19 protein-coding genes are annotated in these 21779 nt (G+C 72.8%); 2 read left to right on the top strand and 17 right to left on the bottom strand.

The features are described from left to right. Positions 1 to 71: 71 nt before the first annotated feature. The 10 genes from atpD to GA0070622_RS08145 all read right to left on the bottom strand — a co-directional run bounded on the left by atpD (position 72) and on the right by GA0070622_RS08145 (position 8817). The gene (gene atpD / locus GA0070622_RS08190; protein ID WP_091571250.1) at positions 72 to 1517 is read right to left on the bottom strand and encodes a F0F1 ATP synthase subunit beta; all 1446 of its coding nucleotides are present in this window, start codon (positions 1515 to 1517) and stop codon (positions 72 to 74) included. Continuing rightward, positions 1517 to 2446: a F0F1 ATP synthase subunit gamma gene (locus GA0070622_RS08185; protein WP_091571246.1), complete on the bottom strand. Its 930-nt coding sequence runs from the start codon at positions 2444 to 2446 to the stop codon at positions 1517 to 1519. The genes atpD and GA0070622_RS08185 overlap by 1 nt, the downstream gene beginning before the upstream one ends. A 4-nt stretch (positions 2447 to 2450) precedes the next feature. After that, complete coding sequence (gene atpA / locus GA0070622_RS08180) at positions 2451 to 4103, bottom strand: F0F1 ATP synthase subunit alpha (protein WP_091571243.1); 1653 nt, start codon at positions 4101 to 4103, stop codon at positions 2451 to 2453. A gap of 85 nt (positions 4104 to 4188) precedes the next feature. After that, a complete protein-coding gene (locus GA0070622_RS08175; RefSeq protein WP_091571239.1) occupies positions 4189 to 5010 on the bottom strand; it encodes a F0F1 ATP synthase subunit delta in 822 nt (273 codons plus the stop codon). Further along, entirely contained in the window at positions 5010 to 5549 is a 540-nt protein-coding gene (locus tag GA0070622_RS08170; RefSeq protein ID WP_091571235.1) for a F0F1 ATP synthase subunit B, read from the bottom strand. Before GA0070622_RS08170 ends, GA0070622_RS08175 begins: the two co-directional genes overlap by 1 nt. A gap of 30 nt (positions 5550 to 5579) precedes the next feature. Continuing rightward, a complete protein-coding gene (locus GA0070622_RS08165) occupies positions 5580 to 5813 on the bottom strand; it encodes an ATP synthase F0 subunit C (RefSeq protein WP_091571232.1) in 234 nt (77 codons plus the stop codon). Positions 5814 to 5883: 70 nt separating this feature from the next. Continuing rightward, positions 5884 to 6681 carry a F0F1 ATP synthase subunit A gene (atpB, locus tag GA0070622_RS08160; protein WP_091571229.1) on the bottom strand — a complete coding sequence of 266 codons (798 nt, stop codon included), beginning with the start codon at positions 6679 to 6681 and terminating at the stop codon, positions 5884 to 5886. A gap of 11 nt (positions 6682 to 6692) precedes the next feature. Next, a complete protein-coding gene (locus GA0070622_RS08155) occupies positions 6693 to 6929 on the bottom strand; it encodes an AtpZ/AtpI family protein (protein WP_091577014.1) in 237 nt (78 codons plus the stop codon). A 174-nt stretch (positions 6930 to 7103) separates the two neighbouring features. Further along, positions 7104 to 7535 (bottom strand): hypothetical protein, encoded by a 432-nt coding sequence (locus tag GA0070622_RS08150; RefSeq protein WP_091571225.1) that lies wholly within the window; start codon positions 7533 to 7535, stop codon positions 7104 to 7106. Beyond that, the gene (locus GA0070622_RS08145; protein WP_176710432.1) at positions 7528 to 8817 is read right to left on the bottom strand and encodes a serine hydroxymethyltransferase; all 1290 of its coding nucleotides are present in this window, start codon (positions 8815 to 8817) and stop codon (positions 7528 to 7530) included. The genes GA0070622_RS08150 and GA0070622_RS08145 overlap by 8 nt, the downstream gene beginning before the upstream one ends. A gap of 35 nt (positions 8818 to 8852) precedes the next feature. Between GA0070622_RS08145 and GA0070622_RS08140 the strand changes: the two genes are divergently transcribed. Further along, the gene (locus GA0070622_RS08140) at positions 8853 to 10319 is read left to right on the top strand and encodes an SDR family oxidoreductase (protein WP_091571217.1); all 1467 of its coding nucleotides are present in this window, start codon (positions 8853 to 8855) and stop codon (positions 10317 to 10319) included. A 98-nt stretch (positions 10320 to 10417) separates the two neighbouring features. On the opposite strand, the gene GA0070622_RS08135 is transcribed toward GA0070622_RS08140, so the two are convergent. The 4 genes from GA0070622_RS08135 to prmC form a co-directional block, all read right to left on the bottom strand. Beyond that, positions 10418 to 12529 carry a transglycosylase domain-containing protein gene (locus GA0070622_RS08135; protein WP_091571214.1) on the bottom strand — a complete coding sequence of 704 codons (2112 nt, stop codon included), beginning with the start codon at positions 12527 to 12529 and terminating at the stop codon, positions 10418 to 10420. 112 nt (positions 12530 to 12641) lie between these two features. Further along, positions 12642 to 13253: an arsenate reductase/protein-tyrosine-phosphatase family protein gene (locus GA0070622_RS08130; RefSeq protein ID WP_091571210.1), complete on the bottom strand. Its 612-nt coding sequence runs from the start codon at positions 13251 to 13253 to the stop codon at positions 12642 to 12644. Continuing rightward, positions 13254 to 13898 (bottom strand): L-threonylcarbamoyladenylate synthase, encoded by a 645-nt coding sequence (locus tag GA0070622_RS08125; protein ID WP_091577011.1) that lies wholly within the window; start codon positions 13896 to 13898, stop codon positions 13254 to 13256. After that, a complete protein-coding gene (gene prmC, locus GA0070622_RS08120) occupies positions 13898 to 14845 on the bottom strand; it encodes a peptide chain release factor N(5)-glutamine methyltransferase (RefSeq protein WP_176710431.1) in 948 nt (315 codons plus the stop codon). Before prmC ends, GA0070622_RS08125 begins: the two co-directional genes overlap by 1 nt. A gap of 73 nt (positions 14846 to 14918) precedes the next feature. Here prmC and GA0070622_RS08115 point away from each other — a divergent pair, with 73 nt between their 5' ends. Further along, a complete protein-coding gene (locus GA0070622_RS08115; protein ID WP_091571201.1) occupies positions 14919 to 16472 on the top strand; it encodes a GGDEF domain-containing protein in 1554 nt (517 codons plus the stop codon). A 75-nt stretch (positions 16473 to 16547) separates the two neighbouring features. On the opposite strand, the gene prfA is transcribed toward GA0070622_RS08115, so the two are convergent. The 3 genes from prfA to GA0070622_RS08100 all read right to left on the bottom strand — a co-directional run bounded on the left by prfA (position 16548) and on the right by GA0070622_RS08100 (position 21740). Beyond that, positions 16548 to 17636, bottom strand: coding sequence for a peptide chain release factor 1 (prfA, locus tag GA0070622_RS08110; protein ID WP_091571198.1), 1089 nt, complete (start codon positions 17634 to 17636; stop codon positions 16548 to 16550). Positions 17637 to 17726: 90 nt separating this feature from the next. Beyond that, on the bottom strand, positions 17727 to 17951 hold the full coding sequence (rpmE, locus tag GA0070622_RS08105; RefSeq protein WP_013288272.1) for a 50S ribosomal protein L31: 225 nt from the start codon (positions 17949 to 17951) through the stop codon (positions 17727 to 17729). Positions 17952 to 18302: 351 nt separating this feature from the next. Further along, positions 18303 to 21740 carry a phosphodiester glycosidase family protein gene (locus GA0070622_RS08100; protein ID WP_091571194.1) on the bottom strand — a complete coding sequence of 1146 codons (3438 nt, stop codon included), beginning with the start codon at positions 21738 to 21740 and terminating at the stop codon, positions 18303 to 18305. Positions 21741 to 21779: the final 39 nt, after the last annotated feature.

The raw sequence follows: 21779 nt of genomic DNA, 5'->3' as shown, positions 1-21779 counted from the left end.
GGAGGCGCCCTGAACAGGCGAAGGCCGCCCCGACAATCGTCGGGGCGGCCTTCGTGGATGTGATCGGGCTCTCAGCCCTCCTCACCCATCAGCTCCTTGGCCTTGGCCTTGAGGTCCTCCAGGCCGCCGCACATGAAGAACGCCTGCTCCGGGAAGTGGTCGAACTCCCCCTCGCTGATCCGGCGGAAGGCGTCGATGGTCTCCGCGATCGGAACCGTCGAGCCGGGTACGCCGGTGAACTGCTCGGCGGCGTAGGTGTTCTGCGAGAGGAACCGCTCGATCCGGCGGGCGCGGCCGACGGTGAGCTTGTCCTCCTCGGAGAGCTCCTCGATGCCGAGGATGGCGATGATGTCCTGCAGGTCCTTGTAGCGCTGCAGGATCCGCTTCACCTCGGTGGCGACCGCGAAGTGCTCCTCGCCGACGAACTCCGGGGCGAGGATCCGGGACGAGGACGCCAGCGGGTCCACGGCCGGGTAGATGCCCTTGTCGGAGATCGACCGCTCCAGGTTGGTGGTCGCGTCGAGGTGGGCGAACGTGGTGGCCGGCGCCGGGTCGGTGTAGTCGTCGGCGGGCACGTAGATCGCCTGCATCGAGGTGATGGCCTGGCCCCGGACGGAGGTGATCCGCTCCTGGAGCTCGCCCATCTCGTCGGCCAGGGTCGGCTGGTAACCCACGGCGCTCGGCATGCGGCCGAGCAGCGTGGAGACCTCGGAACCGGCCTGGGTGAAGCGGAAGATGTTGTCGATGAAGAGCAGCACCTCCTGCTTCTTCACGTCACGGAAGTACTCCGCCATGGTGAGCGCGGAGAGCGCGACCCGCAGCCGGGTGCCCGGCGGCTCGTCCATCTGGCCGTAGACCAGCGCGGTCTTGTCGATGACGCCGGACTCGGTCATCTCGGCGATGAGGTCGTTGCCCTCGCGGGTGCGCTCACCCACGCCGGCGAAGACCGAGGTACCACCGAAGTTCCGGGCCACCCGGGTGATCATCTCCTGGATGAGCACCGTCTTGCCCACGCCGGCACCGCCGAACAGGCCGATCTTGCCGCCCTTGACGTACGGGGCGAGCAGGTCGATGACCTTGATGCCGGTCTCCAGCATCTCGGTCTTCGGCTCCAGGTCCGCGAAGGCCGGGGCCTTGCGGTGGATGCCCCACCGGTCGTCGGCGTTGATCGTCTCGCCCTCGGTGAGGTTGAGGCACTCGCCGATCGCGTTGAACACGTGGCCCTTGACCGCGTCGCCGACCGGCACGCTGATCGGGGCGCCGGTGTCCCGCACGTCGGTGCCGCGAACCAGTCCGTCGGTCGGCTGCATCGAGATGGCGCGGACCAGGTTGTCACCCAGGTGCTGGGCGACCTCCAGGGTCAGCGTCTTCTCACCACCGGAGAGCGTCACGTCGACGTGCAGGGCGTTGAACAGCTCCGGCATGGCGTCACGCGGGAACTCGGCGTCGACGACCGGGCCGATGACCCGGACCACGCGACCCGTGGCCGTCTTGGTCTCAACTGCGGATACAGTCATCACACTTCACTTCCCGACGCGGCCAGCGCGTTCGCGCCGCCGACGATCTCACTGATCTCCTGGGTGATCCCGGCCTGACGGGCCGAGTTCATCTCGCGCGTGTACTTCTCGATCATCTCTTCGGCGTTGTCCGTGGCGCTCTTCATCGCCCGCCGACGGGCGGCCGACTCGCTCGCCGCCGACTCCAGCAACGCCGCGTAGATCCGCGTGTTGATGTACTTCGGCAGTAGGGCGTCGAGCAGCGACTCCGGCTCCGGCTCGAACTCGTACGCCGGCAGCAGGCCCTCGGACCGCGGGCGGTCCTCGACCTGCATCGGGCCGACGATCCGGGTCACCGGGTTCTGGGTCATCAGGGACTTGAACTCGGTGTAGACGATGTGCAGCTCGTCGACCCCGAGGATCCCGTCCGCGCCCGCGTCGCCGTCGGTGTCGTCCGCGCCGGCGGTGAACGCCTTGATCAGCGTCTCACCGACCTCGCGGGCGTCCTCGAACGACGGCTGCTCCGAGAAACCGGTCCAGCTGGCGGCGATCTCCCGGTTGCGGAACCGGTAGAACGCCACCCCCTTGCGACCGATGACGTAGAGCACCGGCTCCTTGCCGTCGGCGCGGAGGCGGGCGATCAGCGACTCGGCGGTCCGGATCGCGTTCGAGCTGTACCCGCCGGCCAGACCCCGGTCGGACGTGACCAGCAGGACGCCCGCCCGCCGCACCCGCTCGCGCGGGGTGAGCAGCGGGTGGTCGATCCGCGCGTTCGAGGCCAGCGCCGTCAGCACGCCGGTGATCGCCTCGGCGTACGGCAGCGAGGCCGCCACCTTGGCCTGGGCCTTGGCGATGCGGCTCGTCGCGACGAGCTCCATCGCCTTGGTGATCTTCTTCATCCCCTTGGCGGAACGGATCCGCTGCCGGAGAACGCGTACCTGGGCGGCCATCGGATCAGCTCTCGGCCGGGCGGTCGGTGCTGCCGTCGCGGAAGCGGGTGACCGTCTCGCGGGTCTGCTCACCCTCCAGCGGCTGCGCCGGCGCGTCGTTGACCCGGACCTCGTCCTCCTTGCCCAGGAAGACCTGCTTGAACTCGCTGATGGCCGAGTCCAGCGAAGCGATGATGTCGTCGCCCCACTTGTTGTCCGCGATCGCGGCCAGCACGCCCTCGTGCTTGTGCCGGAGGTACTGGAGGAACTCCGACTCGAAGCGGCGGACCTCGCCGACCGGGACGTCGTCCAGCTTGCCCTCGGTGCCGGCCCAGACGGAGACGACCTGCTCGTTGACCGGGTACGGCGAGTAGTTCGGCTGCTTGAGAAGCTCGACCAGGCGGGAACCACGGGCGAGCTGGTTCTGCGAGGCGCGGTCCAGGTCGGAGGCGAAGGCGGCGAACGCCTCCAGCTCACGGAACTGGGCCAGGTTGAGCCGCAGCGAGCCGGCGACCTTCTTCATCGGCTTCACCTGCGCGGCGCCGCCGACCCGGGAGACCGAGGTACCGACGTTGATGGCCGGCCGGACGCCCTGGTTGAACAGGTCGGTCTCGAGGAAGATCTGACCGTCGGTGATCGAGATGACGTTGGTCGGGATGAACGCCGAGATGTCGTTCGCCTTGGTCTCGATGATCGGCAGGCCGGTCATCGAGCCGCCGCCCAGCTCGTCGGAGAGCTTCGCGCAGCGCTCCAGCAGGCGGGAGTGCAGGTAGAAGACGTCACCCGGGTAGGCCTCACGGCCCGGCGGGCGGCGCAGCAGCAGCGACACGGCCCGGTACGCCTCGGCCTGCTTGCTCAGGTCGTCGAAGACGATCAGGACGTGCTTGCCGCCGTACATCCAGTGCTGTCCGATGGACGAGCCGGTGTAGGGCGCGAGGTACTTGAAGCCGGCCGGGTCGGAGGCCGGGGAGGCGACGATGGTGGTGTATTCCATCGCGCCGGCCTCCTCCAGCGTCCCCTTGATGGAGGCGATGGTGGAGGCCTTCTGGCCGATCGCGACGTAGATGCAGCGGACCTGCTTCGTCGGGTCGCCGGAGCGCCAGTTGTCCCGCTGGTTCAGGATGGCGTCCAGCGCGACCGTGGTCTTGCCGGTCTTCCGGTCACCGATGATCAGCTGACGCTGGCCACGGCCGACCGGGGTCATCGCGTCGATGGCCTTGATGCCGGTCTGCAGCGGCTCGAAGACGGACTGCCGGGCCATCACGTTCGGGGCCTGCAGCTCCAGCTCGCGGTAGCCCTCGTTGGCGATGTCGCCGAGGGCGTCGATCGGCTCGCCGAGCGCGTTGACCACGCGGCCGAGGAACGCGTCACCGACCGGCACGGAGAGCACCCGGCCGGTGCGCTTGACGCGCTGGCCCTCTTCGATCCCGCCGAAGTCACCGAGGACGACGACACCGATCTCCCGGACGTCGAGGTTCAGGGCCACGCCGAGCGTGCCGTCCTCGAACTCCAGGAGCTCGTTGGTCATGGTCGAGGGCAGACCCTCGACGTGGGCGATGCCGTCGCCGGCGTCGGCGACGGTGCCGACCTCCTCACGGGAGACGTCGGCCGTGTAGGAGGAGACGTAGCGCTCCAGGGCGCCGCGGATCTCCTCCGTCGAGATGGTCAGCTCGGCCATCCTCTGCTTCCTTAAAGTTCAGGGGCCCGGGATACCTAGTACCGACCGGTCCGATGGCGTCGAATCAGGGCTGCTAAGACGCTGGTCAGCGCTTCGCGAGCGCGTTGCGGGTCTCGTTGAGGCGGCGCAGGACGGTGCCGTCGTACAGGTCGGAGCCGACCCGTACGCGCACCCCGCCGAGCACGTCGGGGTCGACCGTCTGCTTGACGGACACCTCCCGACCGTACATCTCGGAGAGGCGGGCACCGAGGCGTCGCTCCTCCTCGTCGGTCAGCGGGGCCGCCACGGTCACGTACGCGACCTGCCGGTCCCGCCGGTCGGCGGCCAGCTCGACCAGCCGGGTGAGCGCCCCGATGAAGGAGCGTCCCCCGAAGCCGGCGAGCGCGGCCTCGACGAGGCGGACGGTGACCGGGCGGGCCTTGCCGTCGAGCAGCTGGCCGGTCAGGCCGGCCCGCCGCTCGGCCGGGGCCATCGGGTCGGAGAGCGCGTTGGACAGCTCGGTGGAGCCGGAGACGACCTGCCCGAAGCGGAACAGCTCGTCCTCGACCTCGCCCAGCTCGCCGGCGGAGTCGGCGCTCGCCAGGAGCGCCTCCACGCCGAGCCGCTCGACGCCGTCGAGCAGCTCGGACGGGGCCGACCAACGACCGGAGACCAGCGCGGCGACCAGGTCGAGCGCCTCCGCGCCGATCCGGCCGCGCAGCATGTCGCCGAGCAACCCGGCACGGTCCGCGCCCGGACGGGCCGGGTCGGACAGCGCCCGGCGCAGCCGCGGCTCGCGCCGCAGCAGAGCGGCGACGGAGAGGATGTCGTCGGCGGTGGAGGCCACCGCCGACGGCTCCGCGCCGCGGACGTACGCGTCGAGGCGCTCGGCCCCGGCGGAGTACGACTCCCGGCTGGCGGCCTGCATCAGCGGGCCCCCGTGCTCTCGAGACCGCTCAGGAACCGGTCGACGGTGCCCTTGCGACGCGCCTCGTCGGCCAGCGACTCACCGACGATCTTGCTGGCCAGGTCCACCGCGATGGTGCCGACCTCGGTGCGCAGCTCGCGCACGATGGTGGCCCGCTCGGCGGCGAGCTGCTCCTTGCCTGCGGCGATGACCCGGTCGGACTCCTCGCGCGCCTTGGCGAGGATGTCCTGACGGATGCCCTCGGCGTCGGCCCGCGCGTCGTCACGGATCTTGGCGGCGTCGGTACGCGCCTCCGCGAGCTGCGCCCGGTACTGCTCGAGCAGCTGGTTGGCCTCGGCCTGGGCGGCCTCGGCGCGCTTGATGCCACCCTCGATCGCGTCGACCCGGGCCTGGAACGTCTGCTCCATGCGCGGGAAGACGAACTTCATCAGCACGAAGCAGAGCACGATGAAGGCGATCCCGCCGACCACGATCTCCTCCCAGACAGGGATGATCGGGTTGTGGGTCGTCTCACCACCCTCAGCGGCGAGGAAGAACATGGAAGACCTCCCGGTCGAAGGGGGGCTGGATTAGAGCTGGCCCTGCCAGATGAAGCCGAACGCGATGCCCAGCAGCGCCAGGGCCTCGATGACGGCGAAGCCGATCCAGACGTACGGCAGGGTCATCCGGGACGACTCCGGCTGACGGGCGGTCGACTGGATGTAGGCCGAGAAGACCAGGCCCACGCCGATGCCCGGGCCGATGGCCGCGAGACCGTAGCCGATGGCGGCGGTGCTGCCCTCTACCGCGGCGTAGATGTCCATTGGTTGGTTCCTCCTGGTTATCACGCGTGACTCTCACGCGGGACGACAACGGTTGGTGCGGAAGATCGGATCAGTGCTCGTCGGCGAGGGCGCCCTGCACGTAGCTGGCGGTCAGCACCGTGAAGACGTACGCCTGCAGACAGATCACCAGGAACTCGAGGAAGGTCAGCGCGATCGTCATCGTCCAGGACAGCACCGAGACCGGCGCCAGCCAGGCGTTGGCGCTGATCATGGCGAACCCGCCGAGCGTGAAGACCAGCAGGAGCATGTGGCCGGCGAACATGTTCGCGAAGAGACGGACGGCCAGCGAGAACGGCCGGACGATGAAGGTCGAGAAGAGCTCGATCGGGATCAGCAGCGGCAGGATGAACCAGGGCGCCGGCGGAACCAGAGAGTTCTTGAAGTACTTCACGAAGCCGTGGTGCCGGATGCCGACGTAGTTGAACATCACGTAGCTGATCACGGCGAGGAAGGCCGGGAAGGCGATGTGCGAGTTCGGCGAGATCTGGAAGAACGGCACGATCGCGAAGAAGTTCGTCAGCAGGATGAAGCAGAAGAGCGTGGTGAAGTACGGCGCGAACCGCACCCCCGCGTGCCCGATCATGTCCACCGCGATGTTGTTGCGCACGAAGCCGTAGATGGATTCGGCGAACCACTGCTTCTTGGTGGGAACCAGCTGCGGGTTCCGGTAGCTGACCAGGAAGAAGATGATCAAGATACCGACGGCGACCCACACCATCGCCGTGATCTTGGTGAACCAGTACGAGTTCTCCGCACCCCAGGGCAGGATGCTGGGCAGGTAGAAGTCCCCCACGCTCGGTGGGAATTCCGCCTGGCCCTGAGCCAGGACGTTCGCCTGTCCGAACACCGCGTCCCTTCCTATGTAGGCGTGCCCAGCCGGCGGACGACCAGGATGATGCCCCCGGCCATGCCGAGCACGACCCCGATGCCGGTGGCGATGCCGCCGGTATCGAGCCAACGGTCGACCAACCAGCCGATGAAACCCCAGACGAGCATGCCTCCGATGAGGTATGAGAGCGCGGTCCAACCCTGACCGGCACCGGACGGAACGTCGCCCGGGCCGCCAGTGTTGGGGGGTTTCTGGTCACCGGCCATGACGGGGCGAACGATATCAGTCGAGCAGAAGAGGTTGTGCCTCACCCCCCGCACAACCTGGTTGTGTGGGACACGGGCGGGCGAAGTCGTCTGGAGGCACCGTACTCCTCCCCCGCCACTGAGAGAATGACCGATCGCGGACACACCGGCGCGTCGCCCGAAGGGTGGGACGAGTCAGCGCGCGTGCCGTCGCGCGTGGACGGTGGCCAACCACCAGATGTGCACTCCGGTCCAGACCACGACACCCGCCGCGACGCCGACGCAGAACGGGATCAGCCCGGGCCAGCCGGTCGAGGCGACGAGCACCATCACCCCGCCCAGCGCGGTCATCTTGGCCACGTAGAGGCCCAGCCCGAACGGCAGCACGAGCTGCGGGTCCCGGGCGTCCGCCCAGGCCAGCACGACCGTCGTCAGCGTGTAACTGGCCGCCGTGACGGCCACCCCGGCCGCCGCGCCGAGCGCGCCGTCCGCGCCGCGCCACACCCCGCCGGCCACCGCCGCCACCGCGGCCACGACCGCCACCGCGGCCAGCAGCACGGGCAGATGACGCAGTCGCCAGCCCCGGTCCGCGACCGCCTCCGCCGCGCGCGTCCCCGGCTCAGCCACGGGGGTACGCCGGGAACGCGGTGACCAGCTCGGTCACGTCGGCGGCGATCCGGGCCAGCTCGTCGGCGCCACCGGGCGCCTCCGGATCGGTCCGCACCGCCCGGCCGACCAACGCCGCTATCCGCCGCATCTCCCCCTCGCGCATGCCCTGCGTGGTGACGCTCGGGGTGCCCACCCGGATGCCGGAGGCGACCATCGGCGGCTGCGGGTCGTACGGGATCGCATTCTTGTTGAGCGTGACGCCGGCGGCGTCGCAGCGCGCCTCGGCCTGGGCGCCGGTCACGCCGGCCTCGCGCAGGTCGAGCAGGGCCAGGTGGGTGTCGGTGCCGCCGGAGACCGGGCGCAGGCCCTCGGCGGCCAGCCCGTCGGCCAGCGCGCGGGCGTTGCCGACCACCTGGGCGGCGTACGTGCGGAACTCCGGCTGCGCGGCCTCGCGCAGCGCGACCGCCTTGGCGGCGACCGCGTGCATCAGCGGGCCGCCCTGGGTGAACGGGAAGACCCCCTTGTCGATCCGGGCGGCCAGCGACTCCCGGCACAGGATCATGCCGCCGCGCGGGCCGCGCAGCACCTTGTGGGTGGTCGCGGTGACCACGTCGGCGTGCGGCACCGGCGACGGGATCGCGCCGCCGGCCACCAGGCCGATGAAGTGGGCGGCGTCCACCATCAGGTACGCGTCGACCTCGTCGGCGATCTCGCGGAAGCGGGCGAAGTCGATCAGGCGGGGGTACGCGGTCGCGCCGCAGATGATCAGCTTCGGCCGGTGCGCCCGGGCCAGGTCGCGCACCTCGTCGTAGTCGATGGTCTCGGTGTCCGGCCGCACCGGGTAGCCGACCGGGTGGAACCACTTGCCGGAGAAGTTCACCCGGCTGCCGTGGGTCAGGTGACCGCCGTGCGGCAGGTCCATGGCGAGCACCGTGTCGCCCGGCTGCACCAGGGCGGCGTACGCGGCCAGGTTGGCGCTCGCCCCGGAGTGCGGCTGGACGTTGGCGTGCTCGGCGCCGAACAGCTCCTTCGCCCGGGAGACGGCGAGCTCCTCGGCGCGGTCCACCTCGGCGCAGCCGCCGTAGTAGCGCCGGCCGGGGTAGCCCTCGGCGTACTTGTTGGTGAGCGTGGAGCCGAGCGCGGCCAGCACCGCCGGCGAGGTGAGGTTCTCGCTGGCGATCAGTTGCAGGCCGCCACGCAGCCGGTCCAGCTCACCCAACACCACCTCGGCGATCTCCGGGTCGACGGCGCTGAGCTGCTGGAAGTCCGGTCCCCAGAAGGTGTCCCTCGCGTTCTCCACAGCGAAGGAGTCTACGGAGCCGCACACTGGATGCCGTGAGATGCCTCGTCACCGGTGCGACCGGCTACATCGGCGGGCGCCTGGCGCCCCGGCTGCTGGCCGAGGGGCACACCGTGCGCTGCCTGGCCCGCAAGGCGGGGCGGCTGCGCGACGTGCCCTGGGCGGCCGAGGCGGAGATCGCCGAGGGCGACCTGAGCCGGCCGGAGACGCTGCCGGCCGCGTTCGAGGGCGTGGACGTCGCGTACTACCTGGTCCACTCGCTGGGCCAGCGCGGCTTCGAGGCGGCCGACCGGGAGGCGGCGACGAACTTCGCCGAGGCGGCGCGCGCCGCCGGCGTACGGCGGATCGTCTACCTCGGCGGGCCGGAGCCGGCGGAACGGGAGGGGCTGCCCTCGGCGCACCTGCGGTCCCGGGCGGAGGTCGGCCGGATCCTGCTGGACAGCGGCGTGCCCACCGTGGTGCTGCGCGCGGCGGTGATCATCGGGTCCGGCTCGGCCTCGTTCGAGATGCTGCGCCACCTGACCGAGCGGCTGCCGGCGATGGTCACCCCGCGCTGGGTGCGCAACCGGATCCAGCCGATCGCGGTCCGGGACGTGCTGCGCTACCTGGTCGGCTGCGCCTCCCTGCCGCCGGACGTGAACCGGGGCTTCGACATCGGCGGCCCGGACGTGCTGACGTTCGCGCAGATGATGCAGCGCTACGCCCGGGTGGCCGGGCTGCGACGCCGGCTCATCCTGCCGGTGCGGCCGCTCACCCCGTCGCTCTCCTCGCACTGGGTCGGCCTGATCACGCCGGTGCCGAACGCGATCGCCCGGCCGCTGGTGGAGAGCCTGGTCCACGAGGCGGTGGCGCACGAGCACGACATCGCCCGCTACGTGCCGGACCCGCCGGAGGGGTTGACCGGCTTCGACCAGGCGGTCGCGCTGGCGCTGGCGAAGGTGCGCGACGCGCAGGTGGAGACGCGCTGGTCGAACGCGAGTGGGCCGGACGCGCCGGCCGAGCCGCTGCCCTCGGACCCGCACTGGTCCGGCGGCACGACCTACACCGACCTGCGGGAGAGGGCCGTGGACGCGCCGCCGGCGGCGCTGTGGCGGGTCATCGAGGGCGTCGGCGGCGAGCACGGCTGGTACTCGTTCCCGCTGGCCTGGTCGGTGCGGGGCTGGCTGGACCGGCTGGTCGGCGGCGTCGGGCTGCGCCGGGGACGGCGCGACCCGCACCGGCTCCAGGTCGGCGAGGCGCTCGACTTCTGGCGGGTCGAGGAGATCGTCCCGGGTGAGCTGCTGCGGCTGCGGGCCGAGATGCGACTGCCCGGCCGGGCGTGGCTGGAGATGCGCGCCGAGTCGACCGGCGAAGGCCGCAGCCGCTACGTCCAGCGTGCGGTCTTCCTCCCGCACGGCCTCCCCGGCCACCTCTACTGGGCCTCGGTCGCCCCGTTCCACGCCGTCGTCTTCGGCGGCATGGCCCGCAACATAGCCCGAGGCGCCGAACAGACCCCCCCGTAACCCCCCACCCCCGCGATCTTGCAGTTGCGGCCCGCGTTTCGCGGCTTGTGCCGCTTTCGCCCGGGCAGCAACTGCAAGATCAACGAGGTCGGGTCGGGTCAGTTGCCGGTGCGGGGGCTGGTGTGTTCGAACGCGACGGGCTGGCCCGGAGGGACGAAGTCCTCGACCGGCTGGTCGCGCAGGGCCCAGGCGAGGATGCGGCCGACGGCGGCGATCTGCCGCTTCTGCACGCCGCCGCCGACCGCGTCCCGGGGGTCGTCCGGGTTGGCGGCGATGGTCGCCACGGAGAGCTGCGGGGTGAACGCGACGACCGTCTCGGTGGCGTTCCGCTCCGAACTGCCGGTCTTGCCGGCGAGCGGGCGGCGCAGGCCGGGGGCCAGTTCCTCGGCCGTGCCGCCGTCGCACTTGCGATACATCGACTGGTCGCCGACCGGGCAGCGGCTGGCGTCGGCGGCCGCGCGGGCCACCTCGGTGTCCAGCACCTGCCGGCAGTCGGTGTCCCCGGCGGCCACCTTACGGCCGGACGGGTCGGTGATGGAGGTGACCGGGGTGGGCCGGCACCAGGTGCCCTCGGCGGCCACGGTGGCGTACGCGTTGGCCAGGTCCAGCGGCGTGGTGGCGGAGACGCCGAGCGTGAACGGCCCCCAGTTCTTCGCCCCGTCGCGGGCCATCCGCGCGTCCTCGGGGGCGCGGAACACGATGCCCAGCCGCTCGGCCATCTCGACCACCCGGTCCGCGCCGACCCGCTCGGTCAGCCAGGCGAAGTAGGTGTTCACCGAGCGACCGAAGGCGTCCCACATGTCCCGGTCGCCGTCCATCCAGTAGGTGTTGGCGTTCTCCGGGCACCACCGGCCGCCACAGCTGGCCGGGCCGCCGTCGATCGGGTACTTCGTGACGTAGACCCGGGGGGCGTCGAACTCGGTGTCCAGCGGCAGCCCGGACTCCAGCGCGGCCAGCAGCGCGAACAGCTTGAACGTCGAGCCGGCCTGGTAGCCGGTGATGCCACCGCCGCCGGCCACCAGCTGGTTGACCGTGTTCGGGTAGTTCTGCTGCCCGGCCGGGTTCTCGGCCACGCCGTAGGAGCGGTTGACCGCCATGGCCAGGACCCGCCCGGTGCCCGGCTGCACCACCGCGGTGGGCGCGGCGCGCTGGATCGTCTCCGGGTAGATCGCGCGCACCTGCTCGCTGGTCTTGCCCTGCACGTCCGGGTCGAGCGAGGACACGATGGACCACCCGCCCCGGCGCAGCGTGCGCTGGCGCTCGTCCACGGTCTTGCCGAATGCCGGCTGGGCGTTCCACCACTGGGTGAACCAGTCGCAGAAGAAGCCCCAGTCGTTGTGGGCGGCCGGCACGGCGGCGCAGTCGTTCGGGGTGCTCTTGGGGTCGAGGGCCAGTTCCGTGGCCTTCGCCGCGGCGGCGTCCGCCGCGCTCACCCGGCCGGTCTCCACCATCCGGTCCAGCACGTACGCCCGGCGGGCCACCGCCGCGTCGGCGTCGCCGTTGATCGGGTCGTCGCTCGCCGGCGAGCGGACCAGCCCGGCGAGCAGCGCGGCCTGCGCCAGCGTGAGCCGGTCCGGGGTGGTGGAGAAGTAGCGCTTGCTGGCGGCGGCGATGCCGTACGCGCCCGCGCCGAAGTACGCGATGTTCAGGTACCGCCCGAGGATCTCGTCCTTGCCGACCTGCCGTTCCAGCGTCAGCGCGTACCGCATCTCGCGGATCTTGCGGCCGACGGTGATCTCGGTGGCCGCGGCCCGCTGCTCCTCGGTCAGCCGGGGGTCACCGGCCAGCGCGTTGCGCACGTACTGCATGGTCAGCGTGGAGGCGCCCTGCCGGGTGCCCTCCCGGCGGTTGGCCGTGAACGCCCGCACCACGCCGCGCACGTCGACGCCGTGGTGCTCGTAGAAGCGCACGTCCTCGGCGGCCACGATGGCGTCCCGCATCACCGGCGCCACCTCGGCGACCGGCACGTCCACCCGGTCCTCGACGTAGAACGAGGTGATCAGCGTCTGGCCGTCGTTGGCGTAGAGGTTGGATCGCTGCGCCGGCTGCGGCGCCCTGAGCGCCTCCGGCAGCGTGGTGTACGGCATCAGGTTCTTCACGCCCAACCCGAGGACCAGCGCGGCCGGCAGCGCCGCGGCGGCCAGGGCCAGTCCGGCGAGCACGCCGGCGAGCAGAACGGTGAACAGCTTGTCGAGATGGGCCCGGTTCATCAGCTCTCCCCGCAGGAGCCGGCCGTACGGACCCGTCAAGAATGACCGGAATCGCCGCTTTCACCGCCATCTTCGGTGAAATGCGCAGGAAGTTCGCGAGAAAGGATGAACGTCAGGGCAGCAGCGCGGCGGCCAGCGGTTGGACCGTCTCCTCGATCTCGTCGGCGACCCGGCTGAAGCACTGGTCGCCCCGACCCCACGGGTCGTCCAGATCGTCGGTGGGCAGCGCGGCGGCGCCCCGGCGGAGCACGTCGACCGCCGCCACCAGCGCCACCCCACGGGCGTGCACGGCGTCCGGGGTCGGCTCGGCCGGCGGCAGGGCGGACCGGTCGAGGCCGCCGAGCAGCCGGCCGAATTCGCCCAGCACGAACGTGCGCCCGGCGGCGTCCGGGCGCAGCGCCACCACGTACTCCTGCTGGTCGGCGGTGGCGGTGAGCACCAGGTCGGCGGCGTCGATGAGGTCCGAGCGGAGCCGGCGCGCGGCGAACCCGGCCACGTCACCGCCGCGCGCGGTCACCTGCCGGGCGGCGGGCGGGTTCATCTCCTCGCCCGCGTGCCAGCCACCGGTGCCGGCGCTGTGGCTGTGCACCAGCGCGTCCGAACCGGCCGGGTCGACATCGAGGCGGCCCAGCCGCTCCCGGACCGCGAGCAGCAGCAGCCGCTCGGCCATCGGGGAACGGCAGATGTTGCCCATGCAGACGTGCAGGACGGTGAAGGGCGGCACTCAGACCCCCCGCTCGTCGAGGATGTCCGGCACCACGTCGCGCAGCTTGGGCAGCGTCACCGCGCCCTGCCGCAGCACCCGCGGCACCTCGCCGGTGAGGTCGACGATGGTGCTCGGCACCGGGTCCACCGCCGGCCCGGCCTCCAGATAGGCCCGCACGCCGTAGCCGAGCTGGTCGCGGGCCTCCTCCGCGGTGAGCGCGGCGGGCTGGCCGATCTTGTTGGCCGAGGCCACCGCCATCGGCCCGGTCTCCCGCAGCACCTCCAGCGCGACCGGGTGCAGCGGCATCCGCACCGCCACCGTGCCGCTGGTGTCGCCCAGGTCCCAGGCCAGGCTCGGCGAGTGCTCCACCACGATCGTCAGCGCGCCCGGCCAGAACGCCTCGACCAGGTCGCGGGCCGCCTGCGGCAGCGAGAACACCAGGCCGTCGAGCGTGTGCCGGGAGCCGATCAGCACCGGCGGCGCCTGCCGGGCGCCGCCCTTGGTGTCCGCCAGGGCCTTCACCGCGTACGGGGTGAAGGCGTCCGCCCCGATCCCGTAGACCGTGTCGGTCGGCAGGACGACCAGTTCCCCGTTCTTGACCGCCTCGATGGCAGCGGCGATGCCGCGGTCCCGGTCGGCGGGCGACCGACAGTCGTAGAGCATCACGAGGAGTCAGTCTGCCACGCCGCGCCGGGGTCGGCGTGTCGGCCGTCCGCCCGGCGGGACGCCGTCGCCCAGCGGGGCCGCCCGGCCAGGTCCCGGTGCTCCGCCACGCGCTCGTAGCGGCCGTCGCCGGCGAGCAGCGCCGGCACCGCCGCGGCGTGCGTGTCGTCGTGCTCGACGCCGATCCCGCCGCCCGGGCTCAGCAGCGCGGCGGCCCGGGCCACCACCGGGCGGATCACGTCCAGCCCGTCCGCGCCGCCGAACACCGCCTCGTCCGGGTCGTGACCGGCCACCTCCGGCGGCACCACCACCGACCGGGGCACGTACGGCGGGTTGCAGAGCAGCACGTCGACCCGGCCCTCCAGGTCGGCCAGCAACTCCGGGTCGGTGACGTCGGCGACCACCACCTCGACCGGCCGGTCCCCCGCCCCGGCGCGGGCGGCGGCGTTACGACGCAGCCAGGCCAGCGCGGCCGGGGACCGTTCCACCGCCACCACCCGGGCCGCCGGCACCTCCTGCGCCACCGCGAGGGCGATCGCGCCCGAGCCGCTGCACAGGTCGACCACGAGCGGCGCGGCGAGCCGGCGGGCGCGGTCGATCCCCCAACCGGCGAGCAGCTCGGTCTCCGGCCGGGGCACGAACACCCCCGGCCCGACCGCCAGCTCCAGGTGCCGGAACCCGGCCGCGCCGACCAGGTGCTGCAACGGTTCCCGGGCCACCCGCCGGGCGACCAGCGCGTCCAGGCGGTCGCGCTGGGCCGGACCGAACCCGTCGGCCAGCGCCAGCCGGCCGCGCGGCACCGCCAGCACGTACGCGGCCAACTGCTCGGCCTCCGCGCGGGGCGCCTCGACCCCGGCCGCGGCCAGCGCCCGGGCGACCCGGGCCACCACCAGCGAGGCCCGTTCGCGTTCTGTCCCTTCGGACGGGTGTTGCGGGAGTGTGCTCACGCAATAATCATGAAGCGTCGCGGGTCACCTCACGAACGGGTGCGTCCGGGCGCACACGGCAGGGAGGTCGCGAGTGGGCTGGCTCGACCAGGTCGAGGACCAGGTTGACGCCCTCCGACGTGCCCGGGCGTTGCAGGAGGTCAGCCGCTCGGCGGAGGCCTGCGTGCTGCTCGACCGGGTGATCCGCACCACCGACGACCCGTACGCGCGCGCCGACGCGTTGGTGCAACGCCTCTCCGCGCTGATCAATCTCGGTCGGACGGCCGAGTTCACCAGGGCCATCGAGGACGCCTCCGCCGCCGTGCGGGACCTCGCCGAGCCCTACCTGCACGGGCACCTCAACGCCCTCGCCGCGCTCGCCGCCCACCACCAGGGCGCGCTCGACCGGTGCGTCATGCACCTGGTCCGGGCCGCCCGGGCGCTGGGCGCCGACGACACCCCGGACCGGGACACCGCCTGGGGCTGGCACGACCTGGCGATGGCGTACTCGTACCTCAGCTTCCACGGCCACGCCCTCGGCGCGATCGAGCGGGCCCGCGAGGTCGGGCTGAGCGCGGGCATCCCGGAGGAGACGTTCGCCGCGCCGGGGATCCGGCTGCGCAACGCGGTGGCCCTGGACCACAACGGCGACAGCGACGGATGCCTGCGGGTGCTCCGCGACGTGGCCGGCGACCTGGCCCGGTTCCTGCGCGGCGGGCGGGCCGGCAACCTGCGCCCCAGCAGCCTCGCCGCCTACGGCTACGCCGCCGCCCGGCGGGCCGCGCTCGGCGACCGGGTGGAGTCGGCCGGGGACGCCGACCCGAACCGCCTGCTCGGCCACGGCGGCGACAGCGCCCGCGCGCGCGACCTGCGCCAGCTCGGACAGGTCTGCCTGGCGGTCGCCGCCGGCCGGCCGATCGAGGCGGTCACCCGGCTGGACGCGCTGCGGGTCTCCGACGAGACGCTGGGCGCGGCCGAGGCGCCCCGGCTGCGCAGCGTCGCGCTGGCCCGGGCCGGCGACCACGCCGGCGCACACCGGGCCGACCGGCACGCGTTCCGGCTGGCCGCGCGGCGCAGCGACCGCCTGCGGGACGTCTACATCGACGGCATCGCCGCCCGGATCGACCACGAGGAGATGCGCCGCGAGGCGGCCCGGTACGAGGGCGAGGCGCTCACCGACCCGCTCACCGGCCTGCCCAACCGGCGGCGGTTGGAGCGCTACCTCGGCGCGGTGGTGTCCCGGGGCGAGCGGGTGGTGATCGGCGTGTGCGACCTCGACGGGTTCAAGGCGGTCAACACCCGGCACGGCCACCACTCCGGCGACCTGGTGCTGCAACGGATCGCCGGCGTGATCAACCGGGTGATGCGGCGGGGCGACTTCGTCGCCCGCTACGGCGGGGACGAGTTCGTCGTGGTGCTCCCGGACACCGGCATGGCGGAGGCGGTCGAGGTGGCGCGGCGGATCGAGGCGGCCGTCCGCACCGAGGACTGGGAGTCGCTGGTCCCGGGCACCCCGGTCGGCGTGACGATCGGCTTCGCCGAGGTCGACGGCAGCACCACGGTCAGCGTCCGCGAGGCGCTCGGCACCGCGTTCGAGCTGGCCGACCGGGCGATGCTGCGCGCCAAGGACCGGCTCCGCGCCAGCTGAGGCGCAAGGCGGGGCCCCCTGTCAACGCCTCCGGTAGAGGCGGGGCCCCTTGTTGACAAACTCCAGCGGGCCGGGTCAGCGGCGGGCCAGCTCGGTCTCTCCGGCCAGCCGGGCCGCGCGGTCCGCCTCGGCCAGCGCGTCGAGCACCCCGTCCAGCTCGCCGGCCAACGCCAGGTCGAGGTTGTACGCGGTGTAGCCGATCCGGTGGTCGGTGATCCGGTTCTGCGGGAAGTTGTAGGTGCGGATCCGCTCCGACCGGTCCACGGTGCGGACCTGCGCCTTGCGCGCGTCGGAGGCCGCCGCGTCGGCCTGCTCCTGGGCCGCGGCGAGCAGCCGGGCGCGCAGGATCCGCATGGCCTGCTCCCGGTTCTGCAACTGCGACTTCTCGTTCTGGCAGGACACCACGATGCCGGTCGGCACGTGGGTGATCCGGACCGCCGAGTCGGTGGTGTTGACCGATTGGCCGCCGGGGCCGGACGAGCGGAACACGTCGATCCGCAGCTCGTTCGGGTCGATGGTGACGTCGACGTCCTCCGCCTCGGGCAGCACCAGCACACCGGCGGCGCTGGTGTGGATCCGCCCCTGCGACTCGGTGACCGGGACCCGCTGCACCCGGTGCACGCCGCCCTCCCACTTGAGCCGGGACCAGACGCCGTTGCCGCCGTCCGGCACACCCTTGGTCTTGATCGCCAGCGAGACGTCCTTGACGCCGCCGAGGTCGGAGTCCTGGGCGTCGATCACCTCGGTGACCCAGCCGCGCCGCTCGGCGTAGCGGGTGTACATCCGCAGCAGGTCGCCGGCGAACAGCGCGGACTCCTCGCCGCCCTCGCCGGCCTTGATCTCGACGATCACGTCCTTGGCGTCGTGCGGGTCGCGCGGGATGAGCAGCTCCGCCAACCGCTCCTCCAGCGCCGGCAGCGAGGCCGCGATGGTCTCCGCCTCGGCGGCGAACGCCGCGTCCTCGGCGGCCAGCTCACGGGCCGCGGCCAGGTCGGCCCGGGCCTGCTCCAGCTCGCCGGCCGCCTTGTGCAGCGGCACCAGCTCGGCGTACCGGCGGCCGACCCGCCGGGCGGCGCCCTGGTCGGCGTGGATGGCCGGGTCGGCGAGCCGCTTCTCCAGCTCGGCGTACTCGTCGAGGAGGGCGGCCAGGCGCTCACTGCTCATGCTGCGGATGCTCCTTCGGAAGACGCCGGGCGGAAAACGGACGAACGCCCGTGCCCGGCACGGAGCCGGACACGGGCGTCGTCGACGGAGCTACTTGGCCTTCTTGGCCTGAACCTTGGCGTACTTCTGCTGGAACTTCGCGACCCGACCGGCGGTGTCCAGCACGCGCTGCTTACCGGTGTAGAACGGGTGGCAGGCGCTGCAGGTCTCGACGCTGATGGCGCCGCCCTTGGCGGTGCTGCGGGTCGTGAACGTGTTGCCGCAGGAGCAGCGGACCTCGGTGGTCACGTACTCCGGGTGGATGTTGGGCTTCATGTCGCCTCGGTCCTTTCGTCGGTGGTCGCCGGGTCGCCGTCGGTGCTCCCCGTCGTCCGCGACGGGCTCGGGCGTGAACCGGAACCGGTGGCCGATTGACCAGTGTGCCATGGGCGTCGCCCACTCGACACAGCAGGTCCGGCTGCCACAACGCCCGCCCGCCCCACCGCATTCCCACCCCCACACCACCCACGCCCCCCGACCCTCCCCGACCCACCCGCGCCCACCCGCGCCGAGCCGGTCGATCATGAAGTTGGCCGCATTTCCTGTCGCTTTTGTCCCGGCCAACTTCATGATCGACGAGCCGGTGCCGGGGCTCCTCCCCCAGGTCGAGGAGCCCCGGCCCTGGGGTCAGGCCGCGGGGGGCCGGGCCGCGGCGACGGTGGTCACCTGCGCCTCGGCCTTCACTCCGTTCACCGTCACCGTCAGCTGGACCTGGACGCCGGGGCGCAGCGCGGTCAGCTTGCCGGTCACCGGGTCGAAGCGGGCGGCGTGCCAGGGACGGACGCCCACCGCGCTGCCGATGTGCAGGTTCGGCGAGCCGGACCAGTCCGCGCTGACCGGCGCGGCCACCGGCACCTGCCGGCCGCCGGGCTGGGTGAGCGTGGCGGCGACGGCCACCGGGGTCCCCACCCGCACCTCGGCCGGCGCGGTCAGGTCGAGCCGGTCGACGTGGGCGTGCGTCTCCGCCGCCACCCAGCGCGGCCCCTCCGCCAGCGGGTCCCGGCGGGCCCGCTCGGCCTCCCGGGGCGTCACCGGGTCCACCCCGAACTCGGTCCAGCCGGTGAACCCGCCGAGCCCGGCCGGGGTGGAGGGATCCTTGCCCGCGTTGCCGTTGATCACGTACGGCACCCCGTCCACCCGGTCGGCGTGGAACGTGCCGACGTGCCCGTTCACCACCAGCGCGCCCTTGCCGGTGCGGTGCTGGAAGTCGGCCAGCCACTGCTCGACCAGAGCGGCCTCCTTCCGGTCGCCGAGCTGGCTGGCCTTGGCCGGGCTGGGATCACGCGGCGGGTGGTGGAAGAACACCGCGACCGAGCCGACCGACCGGTCGGCGGCCGCCGCGTCGAGCGTCCGGCGCAGCAGCTCCACCTGGTCGAACCCGCCCCCGCGCAGCGACCCGGTGGCCGTGGACAGGGTGACGAAACGGGTCCCGGCGTGGTCGAAGACGCGCGAGGTGTCCCCGAACACGCTCCGGAAGTTGTCGATCGGCGCGCCCATGATCTCGTGGTTGCCCGGCACGTAGTAGTAGGGCACCTGGCCGCCCAGCTCCTCGTCCAGGATCCGCTTGGCCAACGCGAAGTCCGCCGGGTACGCGGTGTCCACGAAGTCGCCGTCGATGATCAGGAAGTCCGGTCGGGCGGCGCGGACCTCGCGCAGCGTGCGGCGGGCCTGGGCGACCAGCTCGCTGTCCGGGTCGGCGGCGACGAACTGGGCGTCGGAGAGCACCGCGAAGCGCCAGGGCGCGCCGTCCACCGTGCCGTCGCGCAGCACCACCCGGTCGGTCCGGTTCGGCTCCGGCGGCGCCTGCACGTCCGGCGGCACCCGGGCCACCAGGTCGTCGATGACCACCTCGCTGCGGTACTGCTTGGCCGGGTCGGTCTCGGCCACGTAGAACCGGCGCACCCGCACCGGGTACTGCACCCCGGGCGGCACCGCGAACTCGACGTACTTCCAGCCGGTCCAGTCCAGGTAGGGGCCGCGGAGCACGAACTGGGTGTCCTGCGCGTCGTGCAGGTGCAGGCTCGGCCACTCGCCGGTGCCGTTGGCCTTGATCCACATTCCGAACGCCTGCGGCTGGCCGGGCACGTCGATCCAGGCCGGCGGGTCGGCGTACGCGGCCCGGGTGCCGGTCGACTGGCTGAAGTCGTACGACATCCGCAGGCCGGTGCCGGTGTGCCCCTCGGCCGGGGCGACCGACCCGGAGGCGCGGGCCTGGCTGAACGTCCAGGACGCGGCGTCGTCGAAGCCGGCCACCGGCACGTCGGTCAGCCCGACGGTCACCGGCAGCACCGTGCTGCGCGCGCCGACGCGGGCGGTGACCAGCGCCGAGCCGGACCCGCCGAGCGCCTTCACGGCCAGGTTGCCGTCGCTCGTGGGGGTGATCGAGAGCAGGGCGTGGTCGTACTCCAACGTCAGGTCGTCGGGCTCGATCGGCGCGGTGTTCCCCTCCGCGTCGTAGCCGACCACGCCGAACAGGCCGGTGTCGCCGGCCCGGTCGAGGCCCACCCGGTCGACGGTGCCGTCGATCCGCTCCAGCGGGCCGAGCACGGTCAGCTCGATCGTGCCCCGGGCCCGGCCCCGGGAGGCGGTGACGGTGCTCCGGCCGGGGACGGTGGCCCGGAACACGCCGTCGCCGTCGACCCGGCCGTGGGTGGCGCGCCAGCGCGGCTCGCCGGCGGCCGGGCCGTACGTCTCGTCGTAGCCGGCGGCGGTGAGCCGGCGGGTGAGGCCGGGGAAGACGCGGTCCGGCCGCCCACCCCGCACCGGGGCGACGCCCGGCGCGGCGGTCGGGTCGCTGGCGGTCTCCAGCCAGTAGCCGGTGAGCCGGCCGCTGCCCTTCGGCGCGTAGACGGCCAGGCCGTTGGGCACCGGGCGCTCGCTGCCGTCGGACGGGCTGTTCTCCACCTGGACCGCCGGCGCGCCCGGCTCGCGGGCCAGCAGGGTGGAGGAGCCGCCGCCGTCGAGGTTGAGCGCGTTCGCCGCGCCCAGCTCGGCCATCATCCGGCCCATCTCGGTCTGGGTGACGCCGCGGCTGTCCACCTGCCGCCCGTCCACGGTCAACATGATCATCTTTCGGCCGTCGGCGGAGAAGCCCACCGAGGTACGCGGGGCCAGCGACTGGTCGGCGACGGTCTGCACCACGCCGTCGCGGACCAGCACGCTGCCGCCGCCCACGGCGGCCCGCAGGTCGCCGCCGTCGGAGGAGCGCGGGCGCCAGGACAGGTCCACCGCGTCGCCGGGGCGCAGCGCGGCGAGCGCGTCGGCGCCGGCCTCCCGCCCGAGCAGCACGGTGCTGCCGGCCGGGATCGGGCCCTCCCCCGCCGCGGTGGCCACGGCGGCCACCCGGCCGCCGGTCAGCGTCACCTCGACCACCCGCGTCGCGCCGTCCACCGCGCGCTGCCGGGGGTACGAGCCCCAGAGCGGGGTGAAGACGCCAACGCCGTCGCGCTGCACCATGTTGTTGAACTGGGTCAGCGACACCGGGCCGGCGGGCAGCGCGGCGGTGCCCTCGAAGCCGACCTGGACGACCCGGCCGATGCCCTGGGCGCTGATCCCCACGGCGTTCGGGTGCCCGGCGATCGGCGACTGCACCAGCTCACCGGAGCGGATGCCGACGCCCTGCGCCGCGCCCGAGTTGTTGATGTCGAAGAAGTCGCCGTTCACCGCCGCCACCGCCCGGGAGCGGTCCACCGCGGCGCGCAGCGGCTCGTCCCGGGTCACCGCGCCGGAGTTCACGTAGTCGACGGTCAGCCCGCCGGACAGGTCGGCGGTGAGCGCGTCGGCGCGCAACCAGCCGGCCGCGTCGTACCGGTCGAAGGAGGTCAGGTCGAGGCCGGGCGCGACCGGCCGGGTGGTCTTGGTGGTCTCCAGGCCGCCGGCCGGTTCCACGCCGGCCAACGCGATGGCGGAATCGGGTCGGGACGACGCGGCAGGTGCGTCCTCGGCCGAAGTGGACACCGGTGGCGCGGCCACGGCGGCGGGCGGTGACACCGGCGCGGCGAGCGTGAGCAGGGGCGTCAGCAGCAGGACGCCGGCGAAACGGGCGGATCGTCTGCGGATTCGCATGGACGACAGTCAACCCGACCATGAACAGAAGTTTCAATA

The organism is Micromonospora sediminicola (assembly GCF_900089585.1).
GTDB lineage: Bacteria > Actinomycetota > Actinomycetes > Mycobacteriales > Micromonosporaceae > Micromonospora > Micromonospora sediminicola.
The sequence above is the reverse complement of the archived record's forward strand: the minus strand, read 5'-3'. Positions and strand labels throughout refer to the sequence as shown.

Excerpts from the sequence above, each read along its gene's own strand:
- atpD (WP_091571250.1), bottom strand. The coding sequence starts at position 1,517 with ATGACTGTATCCGCAGTTGAGACCAAGACGGCCACGGGTCGCGTGGTC.
- GA0070622_RS08185 (WP_091571246.1), bottom strand. The coding sequence starts at position 2,446 with ATGGCCGCCCAGGTACGCGTTCTCCGGCAGCGGATCCGTTCCGCCAAG.
- atpA (WP_091571243.1), bottom strand. The coding sequence starts at position 4,103 with ATGGCCGAGCTGACCATCTCGACGGAGGAGATCCGCGGCGCCCTGGAG.
- GA0070622_RS08175 (WP_091571239.1), bottom strand. The coding sequence starts at position 5,010 with ATGCAGGCCGCCAGCCGGGAGTCGTACTCCGCCGGGGCCGAGCGCCTC.
- GA0070622_RS08170 (WP_091571235.1), bottom strand. The coding sequence starts at position 5,549 with ATGTTCTTCCTCGCCGCTGAGGGTGGTGAGACGACCCACAACCCGATC.
- GA0070622_RS08165 (WP_091571232.1), bottom strand. The coding sequence starts at position 5,813 with ATGGACATCTACGCCGCGGTAGAGGGCAGCACCGCCGCCATCGGCTAC.
- GA0070622_RS08155 (WP_091577014.1), bottom strand. The coding sequence starts at position 6,929 with ATGGCCGGTGACCAGAAACCCCCCAACACTGGCGGCCCGGGCGACGTT.
- GA0070622_RS08135 (WP_091571214.1), bottom strand. The coding sequence starts at position 12,529 with ATGAACCGGGCCCATCTCGACAAGCTGTTCACCGTTCTGCTCGCCGGC.
- GA0070622_RS08125 (WP_091577011.1), bottom strand. The coding sequence starts at position 13,898 with ATGCTCTACGACTGTCGGTCGCCCGCCGACCGGGACCGCGGCATCGCC.
- prfA (WP_091571198.1), bottom strand. The coding sequence starts at position 17,636 with ATGAGCAGTGAGCGCCTGGCCGCCCTCCTCGACGAGTACGCCGAGCTG.
- rpmE (WP_013288272.1), bottom strand. The coding sequence starts at position 17,951 with ATGAAGCCCAACATCCACCCGGAGTACGTGACCACCGAGGTCCGCTGC.
- GA0070622_RS08100 (WP_091571194.1), bottom strand. The coding sequence starts at position 21,740 with ATGCGAATCCGCAGACGATCCGCCCGTTTCGCCGGCGTCCTGCTGCTG.